The following is a 21,565-nucleotide window of genomic DNA, read 5'->3' as shown; positions in this document are numbered from 1 at the left end:
CTCTAGTTGGCAAGAACTTCACTCTTCCAACGCTCGATAAAAGCGTTTTGAACCTGATTCATTTTCGCAAAGTCAACGTCGCGGACGCGCTCATAATCAGCCGCTGGCAAGAACTTGCTTTCGACCTCGCCTGGAATCTGCACGTTGCGGATCGGGCGGACAAAGCCTTTGGCGAACATTTGCTGACCTTCGTCGGAGAGCAGGAAGTCGAGATATTGTTGTCCGGCCTCTTTATGCGGCGCATTTTTGATAATCGACATGGCGTACGGCAGCTTCAGCGAGCCTTCTTTTGGAATGACCACATCGATTGGGCCGTTTTCTTCGTACTTCATCTTGTAGCCGTTGAAATCGGCGTCGATAATGATCGGAATTTCGCCTTTCATCACTTTGGCATTGGCTGTTCCTTTTGGATGGATGACTCCGTTTGCCTCCAGCTTTTTCAAGTAATCGATGCCCGGATTCCAGTTGTCCAAATCGCCGCCCATGGCGAGGTTGGCCGCTACGGTCACGCTGTAGCCTACGGCAGCCGAGGACGGGTCGAGGAATCCGACTTTGCCCTTGTACTCCGGCTTCAAAAGGTCTGCCCACGATTGTGGCGCAGGGGTGCTGCCCAGTGCCTGCTTGTTGACGATGAACGAGATCGCGCCGTAGTGCACTGTCATCCACTTGCCGTCAGGGTCTTTCAACGCTGCGGGAATCTCGTCAAAATGCGGCGGCTTGTAGCCTTCCACCAAATCTTTCTCGACCGCCTGAGAGCCGAAGACGATTCCGTAGTAGACCGCATCGGCGATCGGGCTGTCTTTTTCCGCAATCATCGCTGTCACGGATTGGCCGCTGTTTTTATTGTCATTCGGTACTTCGATCCCGGTCTTTTCCTTGAACGCCTGGCGAATCGTGCCAAAGCTCGCCCACTCATCAGAGTTGTTGTACACAATCGCCATTTTTCCGGCGCCCCCAGCTGCTCCAGTTGCGCTTCCCGCCGCAGAGCAACCGACCATACCCACCATTGCCACTGCCAAGGTCAAGCCAAGCCAACCACGTTTCATCCTCTGATTCCTCCTGTCGTTTTGAGCGGAACACAAAAAGGGAGACACAAAAAAACACATAGTCCTTCCGCATGCCACCTGGCGCACGTACGAAGAAACTATGGGTTTTCACATGTCTCCACCCAATGGTTCCGAAGCTATTTGCTTGTTGCTTTTACTATAAGCCTTGAATGTTAAGGGAATGTGTTACAATTTTTAATGAATGTTAAAGATTGGTAAAATATTGACAATAAAATGTATAATAAATATACTCAAAGTGATTTAATTACATTTTTTTACTTTGAAGGTAATATGAGTAAACAAAATCTCTTACTAGTTGCTGGCGCACTTCTTTTATCAACTTTAGCTTATCCAGATACCGGAGTAGCAAAAGAGTCTTCTTCATCTATGCTCATCAGTAAAAGTAGTAACGAGCGATTTGTAAAAGAAATCGGAAAATATATTCCCAAGAATAGGAAATCAATACTTAGTACAAACGATCTTGAAAAAATAGCAAATGGCACCGCTCAAGCTCTAATGGAGAGTATGGTTATTTCCGCAGTCGATACAGAATCCCCTTGGGCTGAACAAATAAAGAAAGGCATGTTTAAAGTAAAGAAAATTATTCCTGTGCATGACTTGGAAGATCGCTTATCAGAGGTTCTTGTTATTTTCACAGAAGGGTTCGTTATTGTGGACTCCGATAGCGGCGAGCTGCTTCAATTCTCCTTTGAAAAGATTGATTCTTCATATTTCGATAATAACAAAACTTTATATTCTAACCAGTTTCAGCATTTTTCAGTTAATCACGATGGCGTTGTAATTGAAGGTAAGGATAAAGGAAAGTCAATAGATGAATTGAAGAGGGAAAACAATAGCGAGCCAAACAAAAAGAGAATTATAAACACTACTCAGATGCAGAATAAATGGGAGAATACCACTGAAGATACGCTAGATTCACTATTTTCAACTTTTCTTTCAGGTGCTAACGAAGGATACGACGGCGACTATATTACAGATCCAGGCGTATGGTTAAAAAAATACTTAGAAAATGATGGATATACAAATGTCAAAGTATCCGAAGAGTATAGCCAATCTTACTATGTTCCTGAAATAAATCAGGATGATAGTCCATGGGATAACTACGATAATGATTGCGCATTAATTAGCACATTAGAAATTATGAACTATCACTCTAACTTATCCTCTTCCAATAAAAAGAAAGCATACGACGCAATGATTAAATCAAAATACTTTGTTAAACCGGACAACGGGGTCTATCCTTGGGATAATGCTAACTTATACAAAATTGCAGCTAACGCAGTAGGGGATTCATCTCAATCCACAAGTGATGATGAAGAAATAGTCACCCCAGATTACGACGATATTAAAAACTATTTAGATAGTGATGGGCCAGGGTATTATAGCATGGACTCGAAACCTTACTATGATCATACAGTCACTGTTAAGGGAGCCAAAGAATACGAGGCAACTTTTCGAGATAGCAATGATACACGCCACGTATGGACTTACGAGTTTCTTAGGATAAATGATCACTGGGGAGCGACTTCTAAAGACGCTTATATCCGCCCCATTTATTTGTCTACCTACTATGTTTCGATAAAACACAACTAAATAGTATTTCAGATAGTGAAGTGCGGTTTGTTATGACTTTGTATTTCAAAATGCAATACACGCTCACCATGGAGGATCTATGCCAATTCCCCTGTCCCACATTTTTTACTCCCTGTTCTTTCTTGTCATCTTCCTAATCTACTTTTCTTTGGTACTTCGCCGCGCAGGATGGCGCCAAAGGAAGTGGCAGATCGTATTTGCTCTTTCCTTGCTCATCCTTATTCAATTGTTTTTTTGGGACAGAGAATTTCAACATGCTCTAAAAAGTTATCTGGCCCCTAGCCATTCCTTCCAGTGTGAGGAACTCAAACTGCCACTTCCTGAACGTACAGTTTTTGAAGGTATAACAGACAGCTGCTCACCATTTTATCGGACGTACTCCAATGAGAATGAGTTTAATGCTTTTTACAATGAAGTATTGCCAATATTGAAAAACGAAGGAAAGATTAGCAGCTTTCATGCTTTGGTCAATGAATCAAGTTTTTTAGTTTATGAAGGAGGAAAAATTCTAAAGATACAATATAAGTACTTGAGTAACGATTATTACCGCTTGAAAATTACCTATCCTTATAAAGAAAACCCTACTCCTTAGCAAGGAAGGTGAAAAAGACGATGGCTACGCTCTTTTCCAGCAGCCATCGTCCTTTTTTGTCACTCACACATACTCATGCGCCAACATTAAAAACACGCTGGACGTCCACGTAAACGCCCTGTCTCTCAGTCCCGCACCCGACAGGGCATCGAAGTTCTCCGCCATCCCGCTTGCCGCCGCCATCCGGCAAAAGCGTCGGGCAATTTCCTGGGAAAGCTTTTGTTCGCCCGCACGGCGCAAACCATCGACCAACAGCATGGTCACCGGCGCCCAAATCGGGCCGAGCCAGTAGCCATCGCTGCGGTAAAACGGGCTTGCCGGGCTCTCCGTAGCCAGTCCGTGGTCCGTTAAAAAGCGCTCCCGCACATCTGCGATCAACTGGTCGCGCAGCTCTTTGGGCAACTTTTCGCCGAGCACAAGCGGCATGTAGCAGATCAAGCTGTCACCTCGGGTGGGCTGGTCGCTCCCCGAACGTGTCGCAAAAAACTTCTTCCCATCCCAATGCTGTGCCAGCAATCGCTGCAAAGTCGCTTCCGACTTCTCTTCCCAGGCTTGCGCCTCGTCATCCCGACCCAACCGCTTCGCCACTCCCGCCAAAACATCCATTTGCAACACGAGATACGCGGGCAAATCCGGGCTTTCAATCGGTGTCCCGTCGAGAAAAACCGTGCTGTTGTCCCAGCCGCAATCATAGCCGTGATTGTATTGAGGAATGCCATCCTGATCATCATCGCGGTAGCGGAACCACCAGTCCGTCCAACGGCATAGCGGCTCGTATATCGCTGTCAGCATCTCATCGGTAACATCGTCGTTGCGCGCCAGCATCCAGCCCAGCGTCCAGCCGTGAATCGGCGGCTTGCAGCAGTTCCAGAGCGCATACCTGTCGTTGATAAAATCGGGGAACACGCCGCTCTCATCCTGCCTGTCGATAAACACCATCAACTGATCCCAGGCGAGCGGCAAATTCCAGCGAGTCAAGGCCATCGCATTGAAACAATGATCCCAGCTCCAGATGTTGGTCATCCAGTTTTTCGACATGTACATCGCCGGACGCGGCAAATACCCTTCTGGCCTTACGACACACGACCACGTTATATACGCTGCCAGCTCGCGCGCTTCTGCCAGCCCGTCTTCACGAGCAGCTTCCGAAAGTGGCAGAGTCTGTCCCAGCCATTCGCGATACTCTTGCTCCACCCGAGCGCGACCGGAAGCAAAATCAGGATAGCTGCGCTCTCGCCACACCGTCTGAAATTCCTCGATTACGCCCTCCAGCTCACCCGTCTGACCGTCAGGCAAAAACGACAGCTTGACCTGACTGTCTCGCGTCGCCTTCCACGCGTCTTCTACCGCCACTTTTCCAGCAAGCGGTGTCAGTCGAAAGTACAGCTCGGTCGTAAAATGGTTGACTACCAGGCAGTCGGCTGGTGCTGGCATGACGTAATCCGCGGCCTCCGATTCCACCACCAGCCGCAAGCCGACACCCCGTCCGCGAACCTGAACAAGCTGCGGCTCGCCCATGCACAATTCCAGCTCGCCTTGCTCTGCCCGCAGCACGAGCACAGTTGGCGTAGCGACTGCTTCAAAAGGAACGGCCACCCCGCCGTCTACCAGCTCCAGGCGAAATACAGCTCCGTCACGATTGTCTCCGCCACGCACGTTGCGCAAGTACAGTCCCTCTGCCCGCTTGTCGCTGCCAAGCCGGGAAACGACGAGAAAAGACCCGTATCGGCTAAAAGGAACGATTCCCAAATCAAACTGCATATGTTTCACCCCGTAGTTGCTGTGTAGTTGCTTTGCGCTCGCACTTTTCCAGCAAGCGAACCGTCCGCACTGCCATCCACCAGACAAGCGCACTTGCCCCCAACAAGATCGGCAGCGCAGGCAAGACAAGCATGATGCCCACGCACAAAAACACGCCGCCGACCGTCACCATAGCGTGCAGGGGAAAAGCCGCCACCGCCCAGAACGACTGCCTGATTCCTGCCCAAAAGCCGCGATCCAGGCGCACAAGCAAGGCAAAAGCGTGACAGCAAATCGCGGTATGCAGAAGACTGATTCCTGCCAACAAAGCTGCGCAGACAAGGCTCCATTTTGTGCCCAAACCAAGGAAAAAAATCAGGTCGCCCCACAACACGACTCCCGACAGCAACAGGGCATATCCCAATAGCTGGCTTCGCCAAAAGTAACGGCGGTACGCATACCAGAAAGCCGCTGCGATTCCTCTGTCATCCCTGTTTCCGCCTGAGCCTTGCCCGCCAAGCACCTCATGCATGGCTGCGGTCGCCGGAAAAATGCCAAGCACGACGCCTCCCAAAAGCGTGCCGCCGATCCAGAGCAGGTGGGCTACTGCCAGCCGCAACAGCCACTCTCCGCATTGATGAACCGACCAGAATGCCCCTTCCCATTTCTCCCGATGTTTCACCTGCCACGCCTCCTCACTTGATGCCGACCCCTGCCGCGTTGTCGACGATATACCGCTGGGCGAGGAAAAAGAGCACGAGCGGCGGCAGCGAGATCAGGATCGTGACCGCCATCAGCCCGGTCGCTTCCACGTCGTACATGCCTTTGAATTGCGCAAGCCCGAGCGTCAAAGTGTACTGGCTCTGGTCATTCAAAAAGATCAACGGCCCCAAATAATCATTCCAGGTGTTCATAATATTGAAGACGCTAATCAAAATCAGCGCAGGCATCATCAGCGGAACCACGATGCGCGCGTAAATCTGGAACGGGCCTGCCCCATCGATGCGTGCCGCTTCATCCAGCTCGCGAGGAATTGTCAAAATAAACTGACGCATCAAAAAAATATAGAACGGCGCCCCGAAAAAGGAGGGCACAATCAATGGCTTCAAGGTATTAATCCAGTTCAAGTAATTAAATTCCATGTACAGCGGAATCATCGTCACTTCCCACGGAATCATCATCGTCGCCAGCACGACCATGAACAGGAAGTCCCTGCCTTTAAACGTAAATCTGGCAAACCCGTATGCCACCAGCGATGAGGAAATCAGCTGGCCGATCGTCGTCAAGAGCGTCACGCTCAACGAATTTTGCAAAAACAGATTGAACGGCTGCGACATCCACGCATTGGCGAAGTTCTCCCAGTGCAAGACGTCAGGAATCCATTTGGGCGGATACGTGTAAATCTCCTGATCCGACTTCAACGCAGTAGAGACCATCCAGTAAAACGGAGCCAGAAACAGAAAGGAGAAAAAGATCAAGCTCGTATACGATATCGCTTTGCGAATCAAGCTTCCTCCCCTCCCTTGCGATTGTCACCTTCGTAGTACACCCAGCCTCCGGATGTTTTGAAGACGATGAAAGTCAGCACCAAAATGATCAAAAACATAAACCACGAGTTCGCCGACGCATACCCCATCTTGAAGTATTTGAAGGCGTTGTCGTACGCGTACATGGCGTAAAAGTAAGTCGATTGCAACGGCCCGCCCCCGGTGAGCAAAAGCGCCAGGCTGAGCTGCTGAAACGCGCTGATGATCGTCATGATCAGGTTGAACAAAAGCGTCGGGCTGATCATCGGCAGTGTGATGCGAAAAAACTTGTGCACTGTACCCGCGCCGTCAATGGATGCAGCTTCATACAAGCTTTCGGGAATCCCTTTCAGCCCCGCGAGAAAAATCAGCACCATCGAGCCTTGCCCCCACAGACTGGCGATGACCATGGCGACGAGCGCCCATGAGGTGTCATTCAACCAATCCGGCCCGGTAATTCCGATCAGGCTGAGCAAGTAGTTGAAAATGCCGTACTCGCCGTCATACACCCATGCCCAGATCATCGCCAGCGCCACGCCGGAAATCACGCTCGGCAAGTAGAACACCGTCCGGAAAAAGCCGCTTGCCCGCACTTTTTGGTTAAGCATGATCGCCAAAAACAGGGCGATGATCAGATTGAGCGGCACAAACAGCAGGGCGAACTTGATCGTTACCCAAAGCGATTGCCAAAACAGCGGGTCATCGGTAAACATGTTGACGTAGTTGTCCAGCCCGACAAAGGTAACCTCCCCCTCTACAGGCCAGTCAAAAAAGCTCATTACGAGCGAAAACAGCATCGGTCCCAGCGTAAAAGCGAGAAAGCCGATGATCCATGGGAGGATAAAAAGATAGGGGGTGAGAAGCGCCCCCCAGTTCATTTTTTTGGGTTGTACGGTCATGGCAGGCTGCTCACGCGTCACGATTGTCTCTGTTTTCACGTCCCTGACATCCTTCCCTTATTTTTGCATGTACTTCTGGGAGTCCTTGACCGCCTTGTTCAGCAGCTCTTCGGCATTTTGGCCCAGCATGATCGCATTGACCGCCGCCGAGAGATTGCGATTGATCTCGTTCCAATGCGGGTGCAAAAGGAACGCTGGCGTATCGTTCGACTTCTCCAGCATCTTGTAAAACGGAGCGTACAGGGCGTCCTGATCGAGCTTTTTCTCCTGAACCACGCTGATCCGTACAGGCAGATCGGACGTGCGCATTTTGATCGCTTCGCTGGAAACGAAGTATTTCACGAACTCCCAAGCCAGCTCTTTATGCTTGGAGTCTTTGGCGATCGACACCGAGGAAGTGGCGATGACACCTTTGCCCTGCTTGCCAGGGAACTGCGGCATTACAACCGTGCCGAAATCGACGTTTGCCTTTTTGTAAGACTCCAGCGACCATACGCCGTTGTCATACATCGCCAGCTTGCCAGCTTTGAACAAGTCGTTTCCGCTTTGCTGATTTTTGCCTCCGACGAGCACCGCGCTCTTTTCCTTCGTCAGATCGCTGAAAACTTGCAAAGCTTGCGCGGTTTCTTTGCTATTCATGAATCCATCGATCGATTTTCCATCCGGGCTGATAAAGCTGCTGCCATTGCTCCAGACCACTTCCTGCAGGTCGTACGTATCCGGCTCAGAGCGAACGGCAAATCCGTACTGCTTCTTCTCACGGACCGTCAGCTGTTTGGCTGCTGCTTTAAAGTCGTCGTACGTCCAGCCGTCTGTCGGCAGTGGCACATTCGCCTCGTTGAACAGCTTTTTGTTGTAAAACATGACGCGCGTCGAGAACCCGGCAGGCAATCCGTACAAGTTCCCGTTGTAGCGGTTGTAATTCAGGAGTCCTTGATAAAAGTCGTCGATGGCGACTGTCGAATCTTTTTTTGCAAATTCATCCAGCGACTCAAGCGACGCATGGTAAGTCGGGAAATCCCACATGTACATGACATCCGGCGGGTTTTTCGCACCGAATGCCGCGACCAGCTTCTGGTCAAAACCATCGGCATACGCTTCGACCTGCACTTTCACGCCGGGATTTTTTTGTTCGAATTTCTTCGCGATATCTTGCTGAATTTTCAGCATTTCATCCGTGTCCCATGTCGCAAAGCGCAATGTAACCGTTTCCTTTTTTTCAGACGATGTCGGCGTTGTGCTGCCAGTGTTACTGCCCGTGTTTTGTGTCTCTGCTGGCTGGCTTTGCGAACAACCCGTCACTACAGCGAGAAGTAGTGCCATCCCGGCTGTCATCCATTTTGACGCCATCTTTTTCATCTGTGCCCCCCCTTGAGTTACAGCCTGATTTTTCTCCATTCTAATGAAAGAAAAAATATGGGGAAACCGCCATCTGTTCGTAATTAGTACGCGAATTTGTTTCCTTTTTCCGGGCCGAATCAAGTTTGCGCGGTGGAGTGGACGATTGTTCGGCCAGACTCCTCTTTTTGTTTGAAACGGTAATGACTGGGACTCATGCCTGTGTATTTTTTGAACCATTTGCTAAAGTATTTGGCGTCAGGCAGACCGACGCGTTCCGCCACTTCCTGGATCGACATCGTTGTCTCGCCAAGCATGCCTTGCGCGATTCTCACGCGACGCTTGTCGAGAAACTCCCCGAAGCTCTCGCCCACGCCTTTTTTAAACAACACGCTAAAGTGGCTGCGGCTCAGCCCGACCTGTGAAGCGACCTCGCTTACCGTCAGCGGCGTGTCCAGCCGATCGAGCGCATAGTGAACGGCCTGGCGAATCGGCTCCTGCCACGCATCCTGCATCACGCCGAATTTTTTCGCCCATTCCGTCTTTTTGTACAGCGTGCGCACCGTCAGCAGCCACTGCTCGCGCCCGCTAAAAGGACCCGCTGTTTCCCAGCTTGTCACGGTTCCAGCCAGCTTCCATTCCACCAGCAGCGATTCCACCTGCCTGCACGAATCAGCGGGACAAAACAGGAAGCGGTGATCTCCACACGGAATCCATTCCCAGGTCGTATCCAGCTCCCGTGACAACATTACCCGTTCCTGCTCTTCCCGATACTCGCCCATGCCTGCCAGCAACCATACGCGCGTGGCATCGTTCATCCAGCCCCACTGCGCTTCCAGCATGGCAGCCAGGCTTTGCTCAAAGCCGCGATTCAAGCCCGTCAGCCATGTTCCAAATTCGAGCCTCCACTCCTTTTGCCGTTCGCGAGGTTGAGGCGGTTGCTTTTTCTCCCCTGTCAGCTCAGCTCTCATCCTTTGCAGCAGGGAATCCCACTCATCATCCTGAAACTCGGTTTTGAGCAAATAGCCAGACACACCGAGAGAGATTCCCTGCTGGGCGAAAGTAAAGTCGCGGTGGCAGCTCAGCAAGAGCACTTTCGTCTGCGGCGCCTGTTCCTTGACCCGCCTGCACAGCTCCAAACCATCCATTTCCGGCATGACGATATCGGTAATCACAAGCTCAGGTTGAATCTGCATAAAAGCTTCCCAGCCCTTGCGCCCATTCGGGGCATCCGCGACTACCTCCATACCGTAACGGCTCCACGGCACCATCGCCTTCAGACCTTTTCGCACCAGCACCTCATCATCCACAATCATTACCTTGATGCTCATCAGGCACTTCCTCCCTTTTCGGCCATGTGATCTGAATCGTGGTTCCTGCTCCTCTGACTGACGAGATGTTCAACCCGTATTCCTTGCCAAAATGAAGCTTGAATTTCTGATCCACATTGAACACGCCAAGACCCCGCTTGCTGGAGCGTTGCAGTTCCGGGTCCAAGAGCTGGGCAAGCCGCTGCGGCTCGATTCCCGCGCCATCGTCGCGCAACAGCAGCGTCACGATGCCTGCTTCTTCCTGAACCGCAATCCGGATGATCCCTTCTCCGTCTTCAAAAGCGTGGAAAAAAATATTTTCCAAGAGCGGTTGGAGCGTCATGCGCGGAATCAAATAACGGCTGCACGCCTCCACGCCGTCCTGCTCAAACGAAAAGACAGGCCCGTAGCGAAACTGTTGAATCTCCAAAAAATGCCCGGCTGTCTTCAGTTCCTTTTCCAGCGGCACCAGCTCCTGCGAGATGTCGAGGTTGCCTTCCAGCACTTTGATCAGGTGGTAGAGCATGCTGCCGATTTCATTCGCTCCGGAGAGCCTTGCCTTCCACTGGATGGAGTTGAGCGTATTAAACAACAGATGTGGGTTAATCTGGTAGTGGACGGCGCGCAGCTCCGCCTCTTTTTTCAATTGCTCGGTTTTGCTCACCTCAGCGACCAGCGTCTGGATTTTCCTGACCATCTGATTGAAGCTCACGCCGAGCCTGCCCAGCTCGTCTTCCGTATCGACTGTCGCTCGCGTTTGCAGCTCGCCTGTGCCGACCAGCCGCATCGTTTCTTCCAGCCTGCGAATTTTTCCGGTGATTCGTCGGGAAAACAAATAGGCGAGCATGACTGCCAGCGCTGCCGACAAGACGAGGGCAGCCACGAAAAAAGAGCCAATCACATCGGCAGAACGATTCATCTGCTCGTAAGGCAAGCGCACCTGCATCATCCAGTTGTTCGATTCCAGCGGCTTGTTCCAGACGATGTCGTCTTTTTGTTCGGTAAAACGGCCCGCTGTCTGGTAAATCAGGCGGCCGTTTTCATCGGTGATCGTTACGTACGCCTTCATGTCGTCTTCCAGCTTTTGAAACAGCTGAAACAGCTTCCCGGCTTTCATTTCAATCAAAATCCGGCTGTCCTTGAGCACGCCGTAACCGCTGAGAACAGGCACGACCAGTCCCAGCACCTTTTCGCTATGGCGAAATTCGGTTTGTTCAAACCCGACGTAATGCCGAGGGGTGTAAAAACCGATCCAGCTCTCTCCTGTGAGCTTCGCGGGCAACGCCTTCCACCATTGTTCGCGCTGCAAGTCTTGTCCGTTGATCACATTTTTCCCGAAAAAATACCCCGAGGGCGTCACGATGAAGATGCCTTTCGTATCCTGCGTGCTGTACGCCCCCAAGAAACGTTCAAAGTTTTTTTGCTCCAGAAAGCCCGCGTATGTTTTCGGCTGCTCCTCGCGCATGACGATCAGCGTGGGGTCGGACAAGTACGTGTTGATGTCGTAGGCGATGTAGCGCATTTGACTCAGGTAGTTGTCGATCTGGATTTGCAGCTGTGTCGCAATGTACTCCCCGGATGTGCCAAACTGCTCCCGCACGACCATCGACGACTTCCAGTAAGCCATGCTGCCGAGAATAAACAGCGGGATGATGGCGGCGATGAGCATACAAGCGAGCAGCTTGGCGTGGATACTTCTGCGCGGAACGAGCAACCATGATTTCATGTGACAGAACCACCACCGTTATTCGATTAGTTGCACTATTCAATCTTTAATTAAATTGTACAACGTTTTTCAGGTGGCTAATAGGTGTGCTTTAGTCACTTATTTGCTGTTTGCTCAACTGGATTTCCGAAATGGCGTCTTTGAAAAAGGGAGCGAGGCGTAGCTGGAAGCGGAATGCTTCTGGACGCAACGCATGTTGTTCCGATTGCTTGGGACCGCAGCTGTTGCTTCCCAGACCGTTTTGCCGATAATCCAGATGCAGCGTCACATAGTCCCTTTTCACCAAGTCGGTCACATGTTTGGCCTGCTCCAGATCGTCTGTATCGTAGCGAAGGGCGCTGAAATCCATCGTCGGCTGGCCGCTCGCGAACAAACCTATCCCGCGCTGATCAGTGATCGACATCCATCTCGTGTCCGTGCGGTTTCCGTTTTCCTGCGGGAACACATACGGCGTGTACAGCTCATCGACACTGGCGTGGTATACGCCGACGCGATTCGCTTCCTTGCTGTCGCTGTACGACTCCCCTGGGCCGAGGCCGTACCAGGATACGCGCTCCAAATCTTTGGCAATCAACAGCTTCAAGCCGATTCGCGGCAACATGGCTGGCGGCGTGCCGTGCGGTGTTCCCTGCACCTCAACATGCACTTCGCCGTTTCCGAATACCGTGTACGTGTATCGGCAGGCAAATGCCCAGGCGTAGACAGGCGGGCCAATCCGCACATCGCAAACAATGACGGCGCGATCATCGCGTTCCTGCTGCAAAGCGACCGAGTCGACCCGTGTCTGCAAACGGTCCAGAAACGCCTTGCGCCAGTCTTCTACCACGTACATGTCATTGTCGATCGGCGCCCGCCAAAAAGTCAGCCGCGGCCCCGCAACAAGCAATTCCTTGCCCGCAAACACCCAGCTTTTGGGCACGCCGTCTGCTTTGTCAAAAACAAACCGGAAGTCGCCGCCTGCAAGTGTGATTTCTCGCTTCGTTTCTGCCGCTTCCAGATGTCCAGGCGAGATTTTCCGGGAAACCGCTGCTGCTGGCTGCGGTGCGGACACTGGTAAAGCGAATTGTGCCCAGGCAAGCTCATGCCCGGCGTGCGCCCATGTCTCATCTTGGGCAAGCACAAATGATACGGTAAGCCAATAATCGGTTTGTTCTGCCGCAAACTCCGGCACTTCATACGGGATCACGACGTCTGCACGGCTTCCTGCTTTTACGTCAGGCAGACTCATCGTTCCGCTTTGCAAAACATGTCCATCTGCGGTGATGCTCCAGACCATCCGCACGTGATCGAGCGTGCAAAAATCGTAGCGATTGTGCAGAGTGACGACGCCTTCTTTCAAGTCGACTGCGGCTGCCGTAATCGGCTCGATCACTTTTTTATATTCGAGCAAACCAGGCGACGGGGTGCGGTCAGGACGGATCAAACCGTCGATGACAAAGTTGCCGTTCGTCGGGTAGTCGCCAAAATCTCCCCCGTAGGCAAAATACTCCCGTCCATCTTCCGTCCATTGACGCAGACCGTGGTCAATCCACTCCCAGACAAAGCCGCCTTGCAGGCGTTGATACTTGTCAAAGACGTTGGCGTAATCGCGCAAGCCGCCAGGACCGTTGCCCATCGCGTGAGCGTACTCGCACATGATATGCGGCTTTTGCAATTGCTCGTTTTCTCCATGCTGCATCATTTTTTCGACGGAAGAGTACATCGTGCTGAACACATCGCATACTTCCGCTTCCCGATCTTCCTCGTAATGAATCAGTCTGGTCGGATCGGCTTGTCGGCACCACGCCGCCATCGCGCGGAAATTGCAGCCGAAGCCGGATTCGTTGCCGAGCGACCACATGATGATCGACGGATGGTTTTTGTCCCGCTCGACCATGCGTTCCATCCGCTCGACATAGGCGTTCTCCCACTCGGGATCGTCGCTGAGCTGACTGATGTTCCCGGTCAACTGGAAGCCATGCGTCTCCAAATCCGTTTCATCCATGACGTACAGACCGTATTGATCGCACAAGTCGTAAAAGCGCGGATCGTTCGGGTAATGCGCGGTGCGAACGGCATTGATGTTGTGGCGCTTCATCATCAGCACGTCCTCGCGCATCGTTTCAAAAGGAACGGCGCGCCCGAGATCGGGGTGGTGATCGTGCCGATTGACGCCGTTCAGACGAATGGGCACGCCATTGACGAAAAAGTTGTTCCCTTTTACCTCAATCGAACGGAAGCCGACGCGAATCGGAATGACCTCCACCGTTCCGCTCGCCTCCTGCCCAAGCTCCAGCAGCAAGTGGTACAAATTCGGCTCCTCCGCTGACCATTTTTTCGGCCCTGACACGGGCAACCGCAGATCGAGGAGCGTTTCCTGGCCTGCTTCAACCGTACCGCCAATCCGCTGCACTTCCGCCGCCACAGGCTGCCGGAACTGATCGAGCAATTTGGCTGTCACGCTTACCCCGCCAAGTCGCTCCGCCCCGCTGTTTTCCACATGTACGCGCACACGCAGGATGCCATCCTGATACTTGTCGTCCAGCTCGGTTACGACCGCCACATCCCTGACGTGCAGCTTGGGCCGGGCAATCAGCGACACGTCGCGGAAAATGCCGCTCAAATACCACATGTCCTGGTCTTCGAGATACGTTCCATCCGACCATTGATACACCTGAACCGCGAGACGATTTTTCCCGGTACGCAGCAATTCCGTCACATCGAACTCGGACGGCAGGCGGCTTCCCTGGCTGTAGCCAACCTCTGCGCCGTTCAGCCAAACGTGAAAAGCGCTGTCCACCCCTTCAAACCGCAAAATGACCTGATGCTGTTCCCATTCTGGCGAAACGGTAAACTCGCGCAAGTAGCAGCCAGTCGGATTATCGGAAGGCACATGCGGCGGATCGACGGGAAACGGGTAGTACAAGTCGGTGTAGTGCGGCTTCCCATGGCCTTGCAGCTGCCAATGACCCGGAACCTGGATTCGCCCCCAGTCCGCAGCGTCATAGTCGTCGGCAAAAAAGTCATCCGGGGCACTCAGCGGCGATGTCGCATAGGCGAATTGCCACTGCCCATTCAACAGCTGAAACCACGGGGTCGCGCCCCTGTCGTAAGTCAATGCTTGCGTCGCCTCCGGGTACGATAAAAAGTAAGCCCGAGCCGGCAAGCGGTTCCTTTGCAGCAGTTGATGGTTTGCCCAGTCATTCAGTTGTTTCATCTGCGTCCACTCCTTTATCCTCGTAACGATTCGCAAGTGCCTTGTTCCCGCTGCATCGCTTGCAGCGCCAACGCTCCCGCACCCAACATTCCTGCATCTGCCCCAAGCTGCGCCAAAACAACCTTGGCTTGCTGTCCCACGACATCCATGGCATAGCGCGCTACGCTTTTTTGCACAGGCGCAAGCAGCAGTTCCCCGGCACGGCAAACGCCTCCACCTACCACCACAAGCTGCGGGTTGAACACATTGATCAGGACAGACAGCGCCCAGCCGATGACGTCGCACGCTTTTTCCCATACCTCGATCGCCAGCCGATCCTCCTGCGCAACCGCTTTTGCCACGTGTTCCGCTGTCAGACGCTCCAGCTCACCGCCGCACAAGGCATGCATGACCGACGACGGTTCCGCGTTTGGCGCTCCTTCCGCCAGCGCCCGAGCAAGTCGCTCGCGGGCCAGCCTCGCGATTCCCGTAGCAGAAGCGACCGTCTCGACGCAGCCGATCTTGCCGCAATTGCAGGCAGCGGTCAGCCCGGGAACATGGACATGCCCAATCTCTCCCGCAAACCCGCTGCTGCCAGTAACGAGCCGTCCTTCGTTCACGATCCCCGCTCCCACGCCTGTGCCGAGTGGTACAAAGACGAGGTGAGACGCGTTCCGTCCCGCTCCGAATACGGCTTCCCCGAGCGTAGCCGTGCGCAAGTCGTTGTCAAAAAACAGCGGCAAGTCGACCAGCTTGGCGAGCGGCGTACGAATGTCGGCCTGATGGAGCTGAAAATTGGGCGAATGTACCGATATGCCGCGCTCGGCGTCGAACGGACCGGGAAAGCCGATGCCTACCGCTTCGACGCTCCCTTTTGCTTGCTTCCGCAATTCATCAATGAGCCCAGCCATTCGCTCGATCAGGATGGGCAAATTGTTGTACACCCGCGTCTCCTTTTCTCCCCGAACCAAAATCCGCCCTGCCTCGTCCATAACCGCGCCTTTCATGGTGGTGCCGCCGACATCCAGCCCGATTACATGACGCATGACACTCCCTCCTTTCCTTTACCCAACCTGCTCCACATGCATCGGCCTGTTCATCATGCTCTGAACGGCCTCAGCCGTCACCACGCCTGCCCCAAACGAGCTTGTATTCGCAGCAGCGCAAGCCATGCCCAACCGGATCGCGTCCGGCCATGCCAGCTCGCGCATGCGCCCGGTCAGCACTCCGGCAAGCAGCGAATCGCCGCACCCTACCGTGTTGTTCACTTCTGCTTCGGCCAACGGGACAGCCGAAATGCGCCATGTCTGGTCTTGATCGCCGAACCAGGCTCCTTCCTGTCCCAGCGAGAGCAGCACCCGCTTGGCGCCCCGCCTGCACAGCTCGCGAACGGCTCGGTACCGGGCATCGTCACTGTCCAGCGAGTAGCCGAGAATCGCCTCCGCTTCGGGCTGATTCGGCTTGATCAACTCAGGCTTTGCCCCGATCCCTTCTGCCAGCGCCGCACCGCTCGTATCGAGAACACATTTGGCTCCCGAGGAAGCCAGCCCTTTTATGAGTACGGCGTACGTGTTCACCGGAAGTCCGCGCGGCAAGCTCCCGGAAAAAACCACATACGTCGCTTGCTGTGCCAAGCGCGTCAACCTCGCTTGCAGCAAAGCCAGCTCATCCGCTCCAACCGCTGGCCCCGGTTCCAATACTTCCGTCACCGTTTTTGCCTGCTCGTCGAGAAAAGTCAGGCACAGCCTCGACTCTCCCTGCACCTCGACGAACGAGGTGGCTATCCCTTCGCGGTTGCATCCTTCGGCGATGAACCTCCCGTTATGCCCCGCCACAAACCCGCTCGTCACTACCTTTTGGCCCAGCGTATTCGCGACCCGCGCTACATTGATGCCTTTTCCCCCCGGCAAACTCCATACTTCCTGAGTGCGATGCAGTTCCCCCGCGCGAAAATGAGCGAGGCGGTACGTTTTGTCGATCGCCGCATTCAGCGTCACTGTGACGAGCATGGCTATTTCACCTGCACGGTCACGAGCGGCTGCCCCATTTTTTGTTTAAACAAATTGATGACCTCCACAGGGGTAGGGTCAACACCTCTAATCAAGGCAGCATACAGGGAGACAAAGTCAGCCAAATAGACGATGGAAAACAACCGGGCCAAACGTGACTCGCCGCGCGAATGCACAACCCGCACCGCCCCTGCGCGCTCTCGCAAAATATCCGCGCTAATCTCTACCCGCTTCACCGTCTTTTCGCTGTCCTCGCAATCTCGAATCAGTGTAAAATGAAAGCCTTTCAAAAGAGCCGCAGGAGAATCCCAGCCGACCGCCTCGTCGTGATGCAAGCTCGGAATGGCGTTCCAAAAAGCCATCAGCTTGCTGTTTTCCCCCAACTGATTTTTCCAGCGCCAGGCCGGAGCATCAAAATAAGGCAGCGTTCCGTACACAACAGGCACCAGCCCATCCAGCTCCACCGCGATTTGCTTCGCTTCGTTTTGCTCGATCGGCGAATCTGGCCCGTATTCCTGCTTCCAGGCCCGAAACAGGGCAATCGTCTCCTCTACCTCGGCGCGCTTGTCGGAAACAAGCTGCAACTTGGTCAGGATGGCGAGGATCGGCAAAAAGATATAGCCAAGCACGATCCGCGGCATCATTCCGCCCGGCACAAGCAAGTATGCATGCCCATTTTCCCGCGCCATGTCGAGCACCGTTCCGCCTGCGGTGATGACAGCTACTTGCGCGCCTTTGGCAATCGCGGCCTCATACCCGCTAACCACCTCCTCGGTGTTGCCGGAGTGGCTGACGACGATCACAAGCGTGCGCTCGTTGACAAAAGCCGGGATCGTGTAGCCTTGATTCAGTTGCAGCGGGACTTGCAGCTCGTCAAACAAATACGATTTGATCAGGTTGACGCTCGCAGCCGAGCCGCCGCCCGTGCCCAATACCAAAATATTTTCAATCGGAGCAGAAATGTTTGATACATCAAAATCATCAGATAATTTCAAGCCTGCCTGGAACTGCTCCTCATACGCTTCTGTGTCCTGCAACGCCCGAATCGTATCCAGCTCTTGCAAAACCTTCACATCATCCAGATTGATACGCATGCCAATCGTCCCTTTCCTCGCTATCGCTTGTTTTGGCTTACCCTTACCTGACCAACGCTTTTCCCGTGCAACCGCACATCTCCATCTTGGCGAGCGCCACTTCCTTCACGGCTTGCTTGGCCCGCTTCATGTAGGTGCGCGGATCGTTTTCTGCTGGGTGCTCCTCGAACGTTGCTTTAATCGCATTGGAAAAGGCGATGCGCAGCTCTGTCGCCACATTCATTTTCGCCATCCCCAGCGCGACAGCCCGTTTGACTTGCGCTTCAGGAATCCCGGAGCCGCCATGCAACACTAGCGGTGCCAGGACGCGCCGGGCAATTTCCTCCAAGCGGACAAAATCGATGCGCGGCTCCCCTTTGTAGATTCCGTGAGCCGTCCCAATCGCTGGTGCGAGCGTATCGACTTTTGTCAGCTCCATAAAACGCTCGCATTCGAGCGGGTCAGCCAGAGAAGCGTCTGCGTCATCCACGACCAGATCGTCCTCGACCCCGCCGACTTTGCCAAGCTCCGCTTCCACATTGACTCCAAAAGCCCTGGCCAATGTCACCACCCGCTGCGTCCGCTCCACGTTTTCCGCAAAAAGGTGCATGGAGGCATCAATCATGACCGATGTATATCCGGCCTTGATGCACCGGGCGATCAGCTCCTCCTCCTGGCAGTGGTCGAGATGCAGGGCAATCGGCACCCGAGCGCGCTCAGCCGCCACCCGGGCCATCGCAGCCACATACTCCGGTCCCAGATGCCGCACCGTCCCAACCGTTGTCTGCAAAATCAGCGGCGCGTTCGCTTCCTCTGCCGCCTCCACTACCGCTTGCAGCATTTCCAGCGTGTGAACGTTGAACGCCCCGACGCAATACCCTTCCGCCCGCGCTTCCCCAAGCATTTGTGTCGATGATACTAACGCCATAACGATTCCCCCATTCCCTTGCTCAGCTTCATCTCGATACCCCTTGCGGACTGGCCAGCTCCAGGTTGATGCCAAGCTCTACGTACCTTTCCACAAAAGGGCGTGCGGCTGCATCCGTAATGATCCGGTCCACGTCAGACACTCCGGCAAATTTGGCTAAATACGTTTCGCCAAACTTGCTGTAGTCGACCAGCACGTACACTTTTCTCGCCCGCTCCATCATTACTTGGTTGATCTGCGCTTCGGCCAGGTTCAATGTGGTCAGTCCATGCTCCGGATGGATGCCATCGGCTCCGATGAAACATTTGAAGACAGACAGATTGCGCAAGTTTTCTGCGGCAACAGAGCCAACGAGCGCAAACGACTTGTGCCGCATCTCCCCGCCGATCAAAATGACGTGATGTTTTCCCTGGCTGTTCAGCTCCATCGCGATATTGACCGCGTTGGTGACTACCGTCAGATCGTTCATCCCGCGCAGCAGCTTGGCCAGCTCCATCGTCGTCGTTCCGGCGCCGATCATGATCGTGTCGCCAGGCTGGATGTGGGATAGCGCCTGGTGGGCAATCGCCAGCTTCTCTTCGCTGCGCTCCGCGAGCTTTTCGGTAAAACTGCGTTCCACAGGGAGAAAGTCAGTGATCGTCGCCCCTCCGTGTATGCGCGTCAACAGCCCGTCGTTTTCCAGCTTGATCAAATCTTTGCGAATCGTCACTTCCGATACATCGAGAGCCTGACTGAGTTCGCTGACTGTCACGCTTTGCTCCGCTCTCAATTGCTCGAGTATTTTGCTGTGCCGTTCAGCTGCCAGCATGATGCTTCACTTCCTTACTACAGCGATTATTTTGTCTTTCGTTTTATTTTGTATACTTTCGTTTTATTTCATTTAGATCATATCACCCGAGAAAAAAGAATGTCAAACCGTATTCAGAAAATTTCACATAATCATTTTGCGCAGAGGCAAACATGCCAAAAGGACACCTCCGCATGGAATCGAAAGTGTCCTTGTGTTTTTGTCTTACCCAAGCCCCTCACTCCGCAAATCGGTTCAGCTTCGCTTCTGCGCCCACTATTGCGCTTGCGACACGCTGATCGCAGCCCTGCGGCCCTGTTTTTCTGAAAAAGAGCGCACGCAAAAATTGCTTGCTGTTCACCTGGGCGATGCGTTGGCTGCGGCTCCGCGGCCAGTTGCCACACTCAGTCAAACTGTTTATCCAATCGGCAATCTGCTCAATCGGCAGCAACTCTTTTCCAAGCATCGTATGGACAATCGTCGCCATCCGCTCGTCCTCTTCCTCGCAAAAAATATGCGCGCCGTTGTGCAGCATCCCGCTAATGGCATCTAACACTTCCAGCTGCAACGCCTCATCGCTCTCCGGGCACTGAATCAGCTCGTCCAACGCATCCGCTCCGTGAGCCGCGCTGTGCGCCCAGCCGCCCTCGGGAACATAGCCGCGCAAATCCCGCTCCTCCCTGTAATACCGCAGCAGCGCCCGTTTGACATGCTCGAAATCGGTCTGATCGAGAAAAGGCTGCTTCCGATGCTGTCCCAAAATCAAAGCGATCGGCAGGACAGAAAAAGTTCGCGTAAACACGCTGTCATCCCCGGCGCTGCCAATCTGATAAAACAAATGCTGCTCATCCGTCAACACGAGCAGCAAACGGCGCAGCTCGCCCTCTGTGAACTTGTTTTCGCGATGAATCCAGGCGTAAAACGTCGGATAGATCGATTCATCCCGCAACTGTGGATCGGGGTCGCCGATGTATTGCAGCATCAGCTCCACGAAGTCCCCCGGCTTTTCACCTGCATCAAGCTGATACTGATTCGCTGCGATTCTCTCTATATCCCGGACAAATTGCTGCTTGATTTCGCTCATTTTTCGCACCTCATTCACGATTATCGTAATTTCTTCCGCCACAAGATCAGGGTCGTCATGATGAATTTCGTGTCCGCTATCCTTGGCTACCTTGATCCGGCTCGCCGTCGACAGTCTTTGAAAATCGGCTTGCAACTGCTGTTCAATCTGCAAGACTTCCTCGTGGGGCCAATCATTTTGTGCGTAATCTGGCCGACCCCGCATCAAGATCGCTAAAGGCATACGGCTCACGCCTGTATGCGCCGAGACTTGCCTGTAGCTTTGCGGTTTATCAATCTGCTCCCGGTTCAACAGCGGATTTTCCAAATACGCCCGATTTTCCGCGATCAACGCGGCGGGCAGCACTTTTTCATAAGCAAGCTCTTTATACTCGGCGGCTGCATCGACCAGTACCATGCCTGCTGCCAGTTTCGGGAAGCGGCTGGCAAACAGCCTGGCGACCAATCCGCCAAACGAGTGGCCGACCAAAATATAGGGCGGCTTTATGGGGGTCTGCGCTGCCAGCTCACAAAGCTCCTCCACCAAGTCAACACAAGTCCGGGGAACTTTGGCGGCCGCCTCGCTTTTGCCGATGCCCGCCCTGTCATGGGAAAAGGTCGATGCCATCTGCGCGATCCGGGCTTGCACCTTATCCCACGTCTCGCAGCTATCTCCCAAACCCGCTATGAAAATAACCGCAGGAGCGTCTTGTCGCAACGAGTAGCGACAGTAAAACATG

Annotated in this window: 17 protein-coding genes and 1 pseudogene; 2 read left to right on the top strand and 16 right to left on the bottom strand. The window is 53.5% G+C overall.

Annotated elements, in window-relative coordinates; genetic code table 11:
• Positions 1-2 precede the first annotated feature (2 nt).
• On the bottom strand, positions 3-1,046 hold the full coding sequence (locus EDM60_RS01185; protein WP_122962311.1) for an extracellular solute-binding protein: 1,044 nt from the start codon (positions 1,044-1,046) through the stop codon (positions 3-5).
• Between the two features lie 291 nt (positions 1,047-1,337).
• Here EDM60_RS01185 and EDM60_RS01180 point away from each other — a divergent pair, with 291 nt between their 5' ends.
• Positions 1,338-2,660 carry a hypothetical protein gene (locus EDM60_RS01180; protein WP_141254210.1) on the top strand — a complete coding sequence of 441 codons (1,323 nt, stop codon included), beginning with the start codon at positions 1,338-1,340 and terminating at the stop codon, positions 2,658-2,660.
• A gap of 79 nt (positions 2,661-2,739) precedes the next feature.
• The gene (locus tag EDM60_RS01175; protein WP_122962309.1) at positions 2,740-3,252 is read left to right on the top strand and encodes a hypothetical protein; all 513 of its coding nucleotides are present in this window, start codon (positions 2,740-2,742) and stop codon (positions 3,250-3,252) included.
• 63 nt (positions 3,253-3,315) lie between these two features.
• On the opposite strand, the gene EDM60_RS01170 is transcribed toward EDM60_RS01175, so the two are convergent.
• From EDM60_RS01170 to EDM60_RS29020, 15 genes and pseudogenes are all read right to left on the bottom strand, one after another.
• Positions 3,316-5,013 carry an amylo-alpha-1,6-glucosidase gene (locus EDM60_RS01170; RefSeq protein WP_122962308.1) on the bottom strand — a complete coding sequence of 566 codons (1,698 nt, stop codon included), beginning with the start codon at positions 5,011-5,013 and terminating at the stop codon, positions 3,316-3,318.
• The gene (locus EDM60_RS01165) at positions 5,003-5,674 is read right to left on the bottom strand and encodes a YesL family protein (RefSeq protein WP_122962307.1); all 672 of its coding nucleotides are present in this window, start codon (positions 5,672-5,674) and stop codon (positions 5,003-5,005) included. Before EDM60_RS01165 ends, EDM60_RS01170 begins: the two co-directional genes overlap by 11 nt.
• Before the next feature lie 13 nt (positions 5,675-5,687).
• The gene (locus EDM60_RS01160) at positions 5,688-6,500 is read right to left on the bottom strand and encodes a carbohydrate ABC transporter permease (protein ID WP_083955838.1); all 813 of its coding nucleotides are present in this window, start codon (positions 6,498-6,500) and stop codon (positions 5,688-5,690) included.
• Positions 6,497-7,417: a carbohydrate ABC transporter permease gene (locus EDM60_RS01155; RefSeq protein WP_174769215.1), complete on the bottom strand. Its 921-nt coding sequence runs from the start codon at positions 7,415-7,417 to the stop codon at positions 6,497-6,499. Before EDM60_RS01155 ends, EDM60_RS01160 begins: the two co-directional genes overlap by 4 nt.
• Positions 7,418-7,474: 57 nt before the next feature.
• A complete protein-coding gene (locus EDM60_RS01150; RefSeq protein WP_122962305.1) occupies positions 7,475-8,776 on the bottom strand; it encodes an ABC transporter substrate-binding protein in 1,302 nt (433 codons plus the stop codon).
• Positions 8,777-8,895: 119 nt separating this feature from the next.
• The gene (locus EDM60_RS01145; protein ID WP_122962304.1) at positions 8,896-10,086 is read right to left on the bottom strand and encodes a response regulator; all 1,191 of its coding nucleotides are present in this window, start codon (positions 10,084-10,086) and stop codon (positions 8,896-8,898) included.
• A complete protein-coding gene (locus EDM60_RS01140; protein WP_122962303.1) occupies positions 10,058-11,791 on the bottom strand; it encodes a cache domain-containing sensor histidine kinase in 1,734 nt (577 codons plus the stop codon). Before EDM60_RS01140 ends, EDM60_RS01145 begins: the two co-directional genes overlap by 29 nt.
• Before the next feature lie 91 nt (positions 11,792-11,882).
• Positions 11,883-14,987, bottom strand: a complete 3,105-nt coding sequence (gene ebgA / locus EDM60_RS01135; protein ID WP_122962302.1) for a beta-galactosidase subunit alpha — start codon at positions 14,985-14,987, stop codon at positions 11,883-11,885.
• Between the two features lie 14 nt (positions 14,988-15,001).
• Positions 15,002-16,012 (bottom strand): ROK family protein, encoded by a 1,011-nt coding sequence (locus EDM60_RS01130; protein ID WP_122962301.1) that lies wholly within the window; start codon positions 16,010-16,012, stop codon positions 15,002-15,004.
• A gap of 18 nt (positions 16,013-16,030) precedes the next feature.
• A complete protein-coding gene (locus EDM60_RS01125; RefSeq protein ID WP_122962300.1) occupies positions 16,031-16,975 on the bottom strand; it encodes a 1-phosphofructokinase family hexose kinase in 945 nt (314 codons plus the stop codon).
• A 2-nt stretch (positions 16,976-16,977) separates the two neighbouring features.
• Positions 16,978-18,069, bottom strand: coding sequence for a bifunctional phosphoglucose/phosphomannose isomerase (locus EDM60_RS01120; protein WP_122962299.1), 1,092 nt, complete (start codon positions 18,067-18,069; stop codon positions 16,978-16,980).
• Between the two features lie 43 nt (positions 18,070-18,112).
• The gene (locus EDM60_RS01115; RefSeq protein ID WP_122962298.1) at positions 18,113-18,976 is read right to left on the bottom strand and encodes a class II fructose-bisphosphate aldolase; all 864 of its coding nucleotides are present in this window, start codon (positions 18,974-18,976) and stop codon (positions 18,113-18,115) included.
• 28 nt (positions 18,977-19,004) lie between these two features.
• Entirely contained in the window at positions 19,005-19,784 is a 780-nt protein-coding gene (locus tag EDM60_RS01110) for a DeoR/GlpR family DNA-binding transcription regulator (protein ID WP_122962297.1), read from the bottom strand.
• Between the two features lie 217 nt (positions 19,785-20,001).
• Positions 20,002-20,847 (bottom strand): DUF2785 domain-containing protein, encoded by an 846-nt coding sequence (locus tag EDM60_RS29025; protein WP_233454158.1) that lies wholly within the window; start codon positions 20,845-20,847, stop codon positions 20,002-20,004.
• 45 nt (positions 20,848-20,892) lie between these two features.
• Positions 20,893-21,564, bottom strand: a pseudogene (locus EDM60_RS29020) (alpha/beta fold hydrolase); the annotation flags it as partial.
• Position 21,565: the final 1 nt, after the last annotated feature.

This window comes from Brevibacillus parabrevis, assembly GCF_003710905.1.
Lineage (GTDB): Bacteria > Bacillota > Bacilli > Brevibacillales > Brevibacillaceae > Brevibacillus > Brevibacillus parabrevis.
This window is presented reverse-complemented; position numbering and strand designations above follow the sequence as displayed.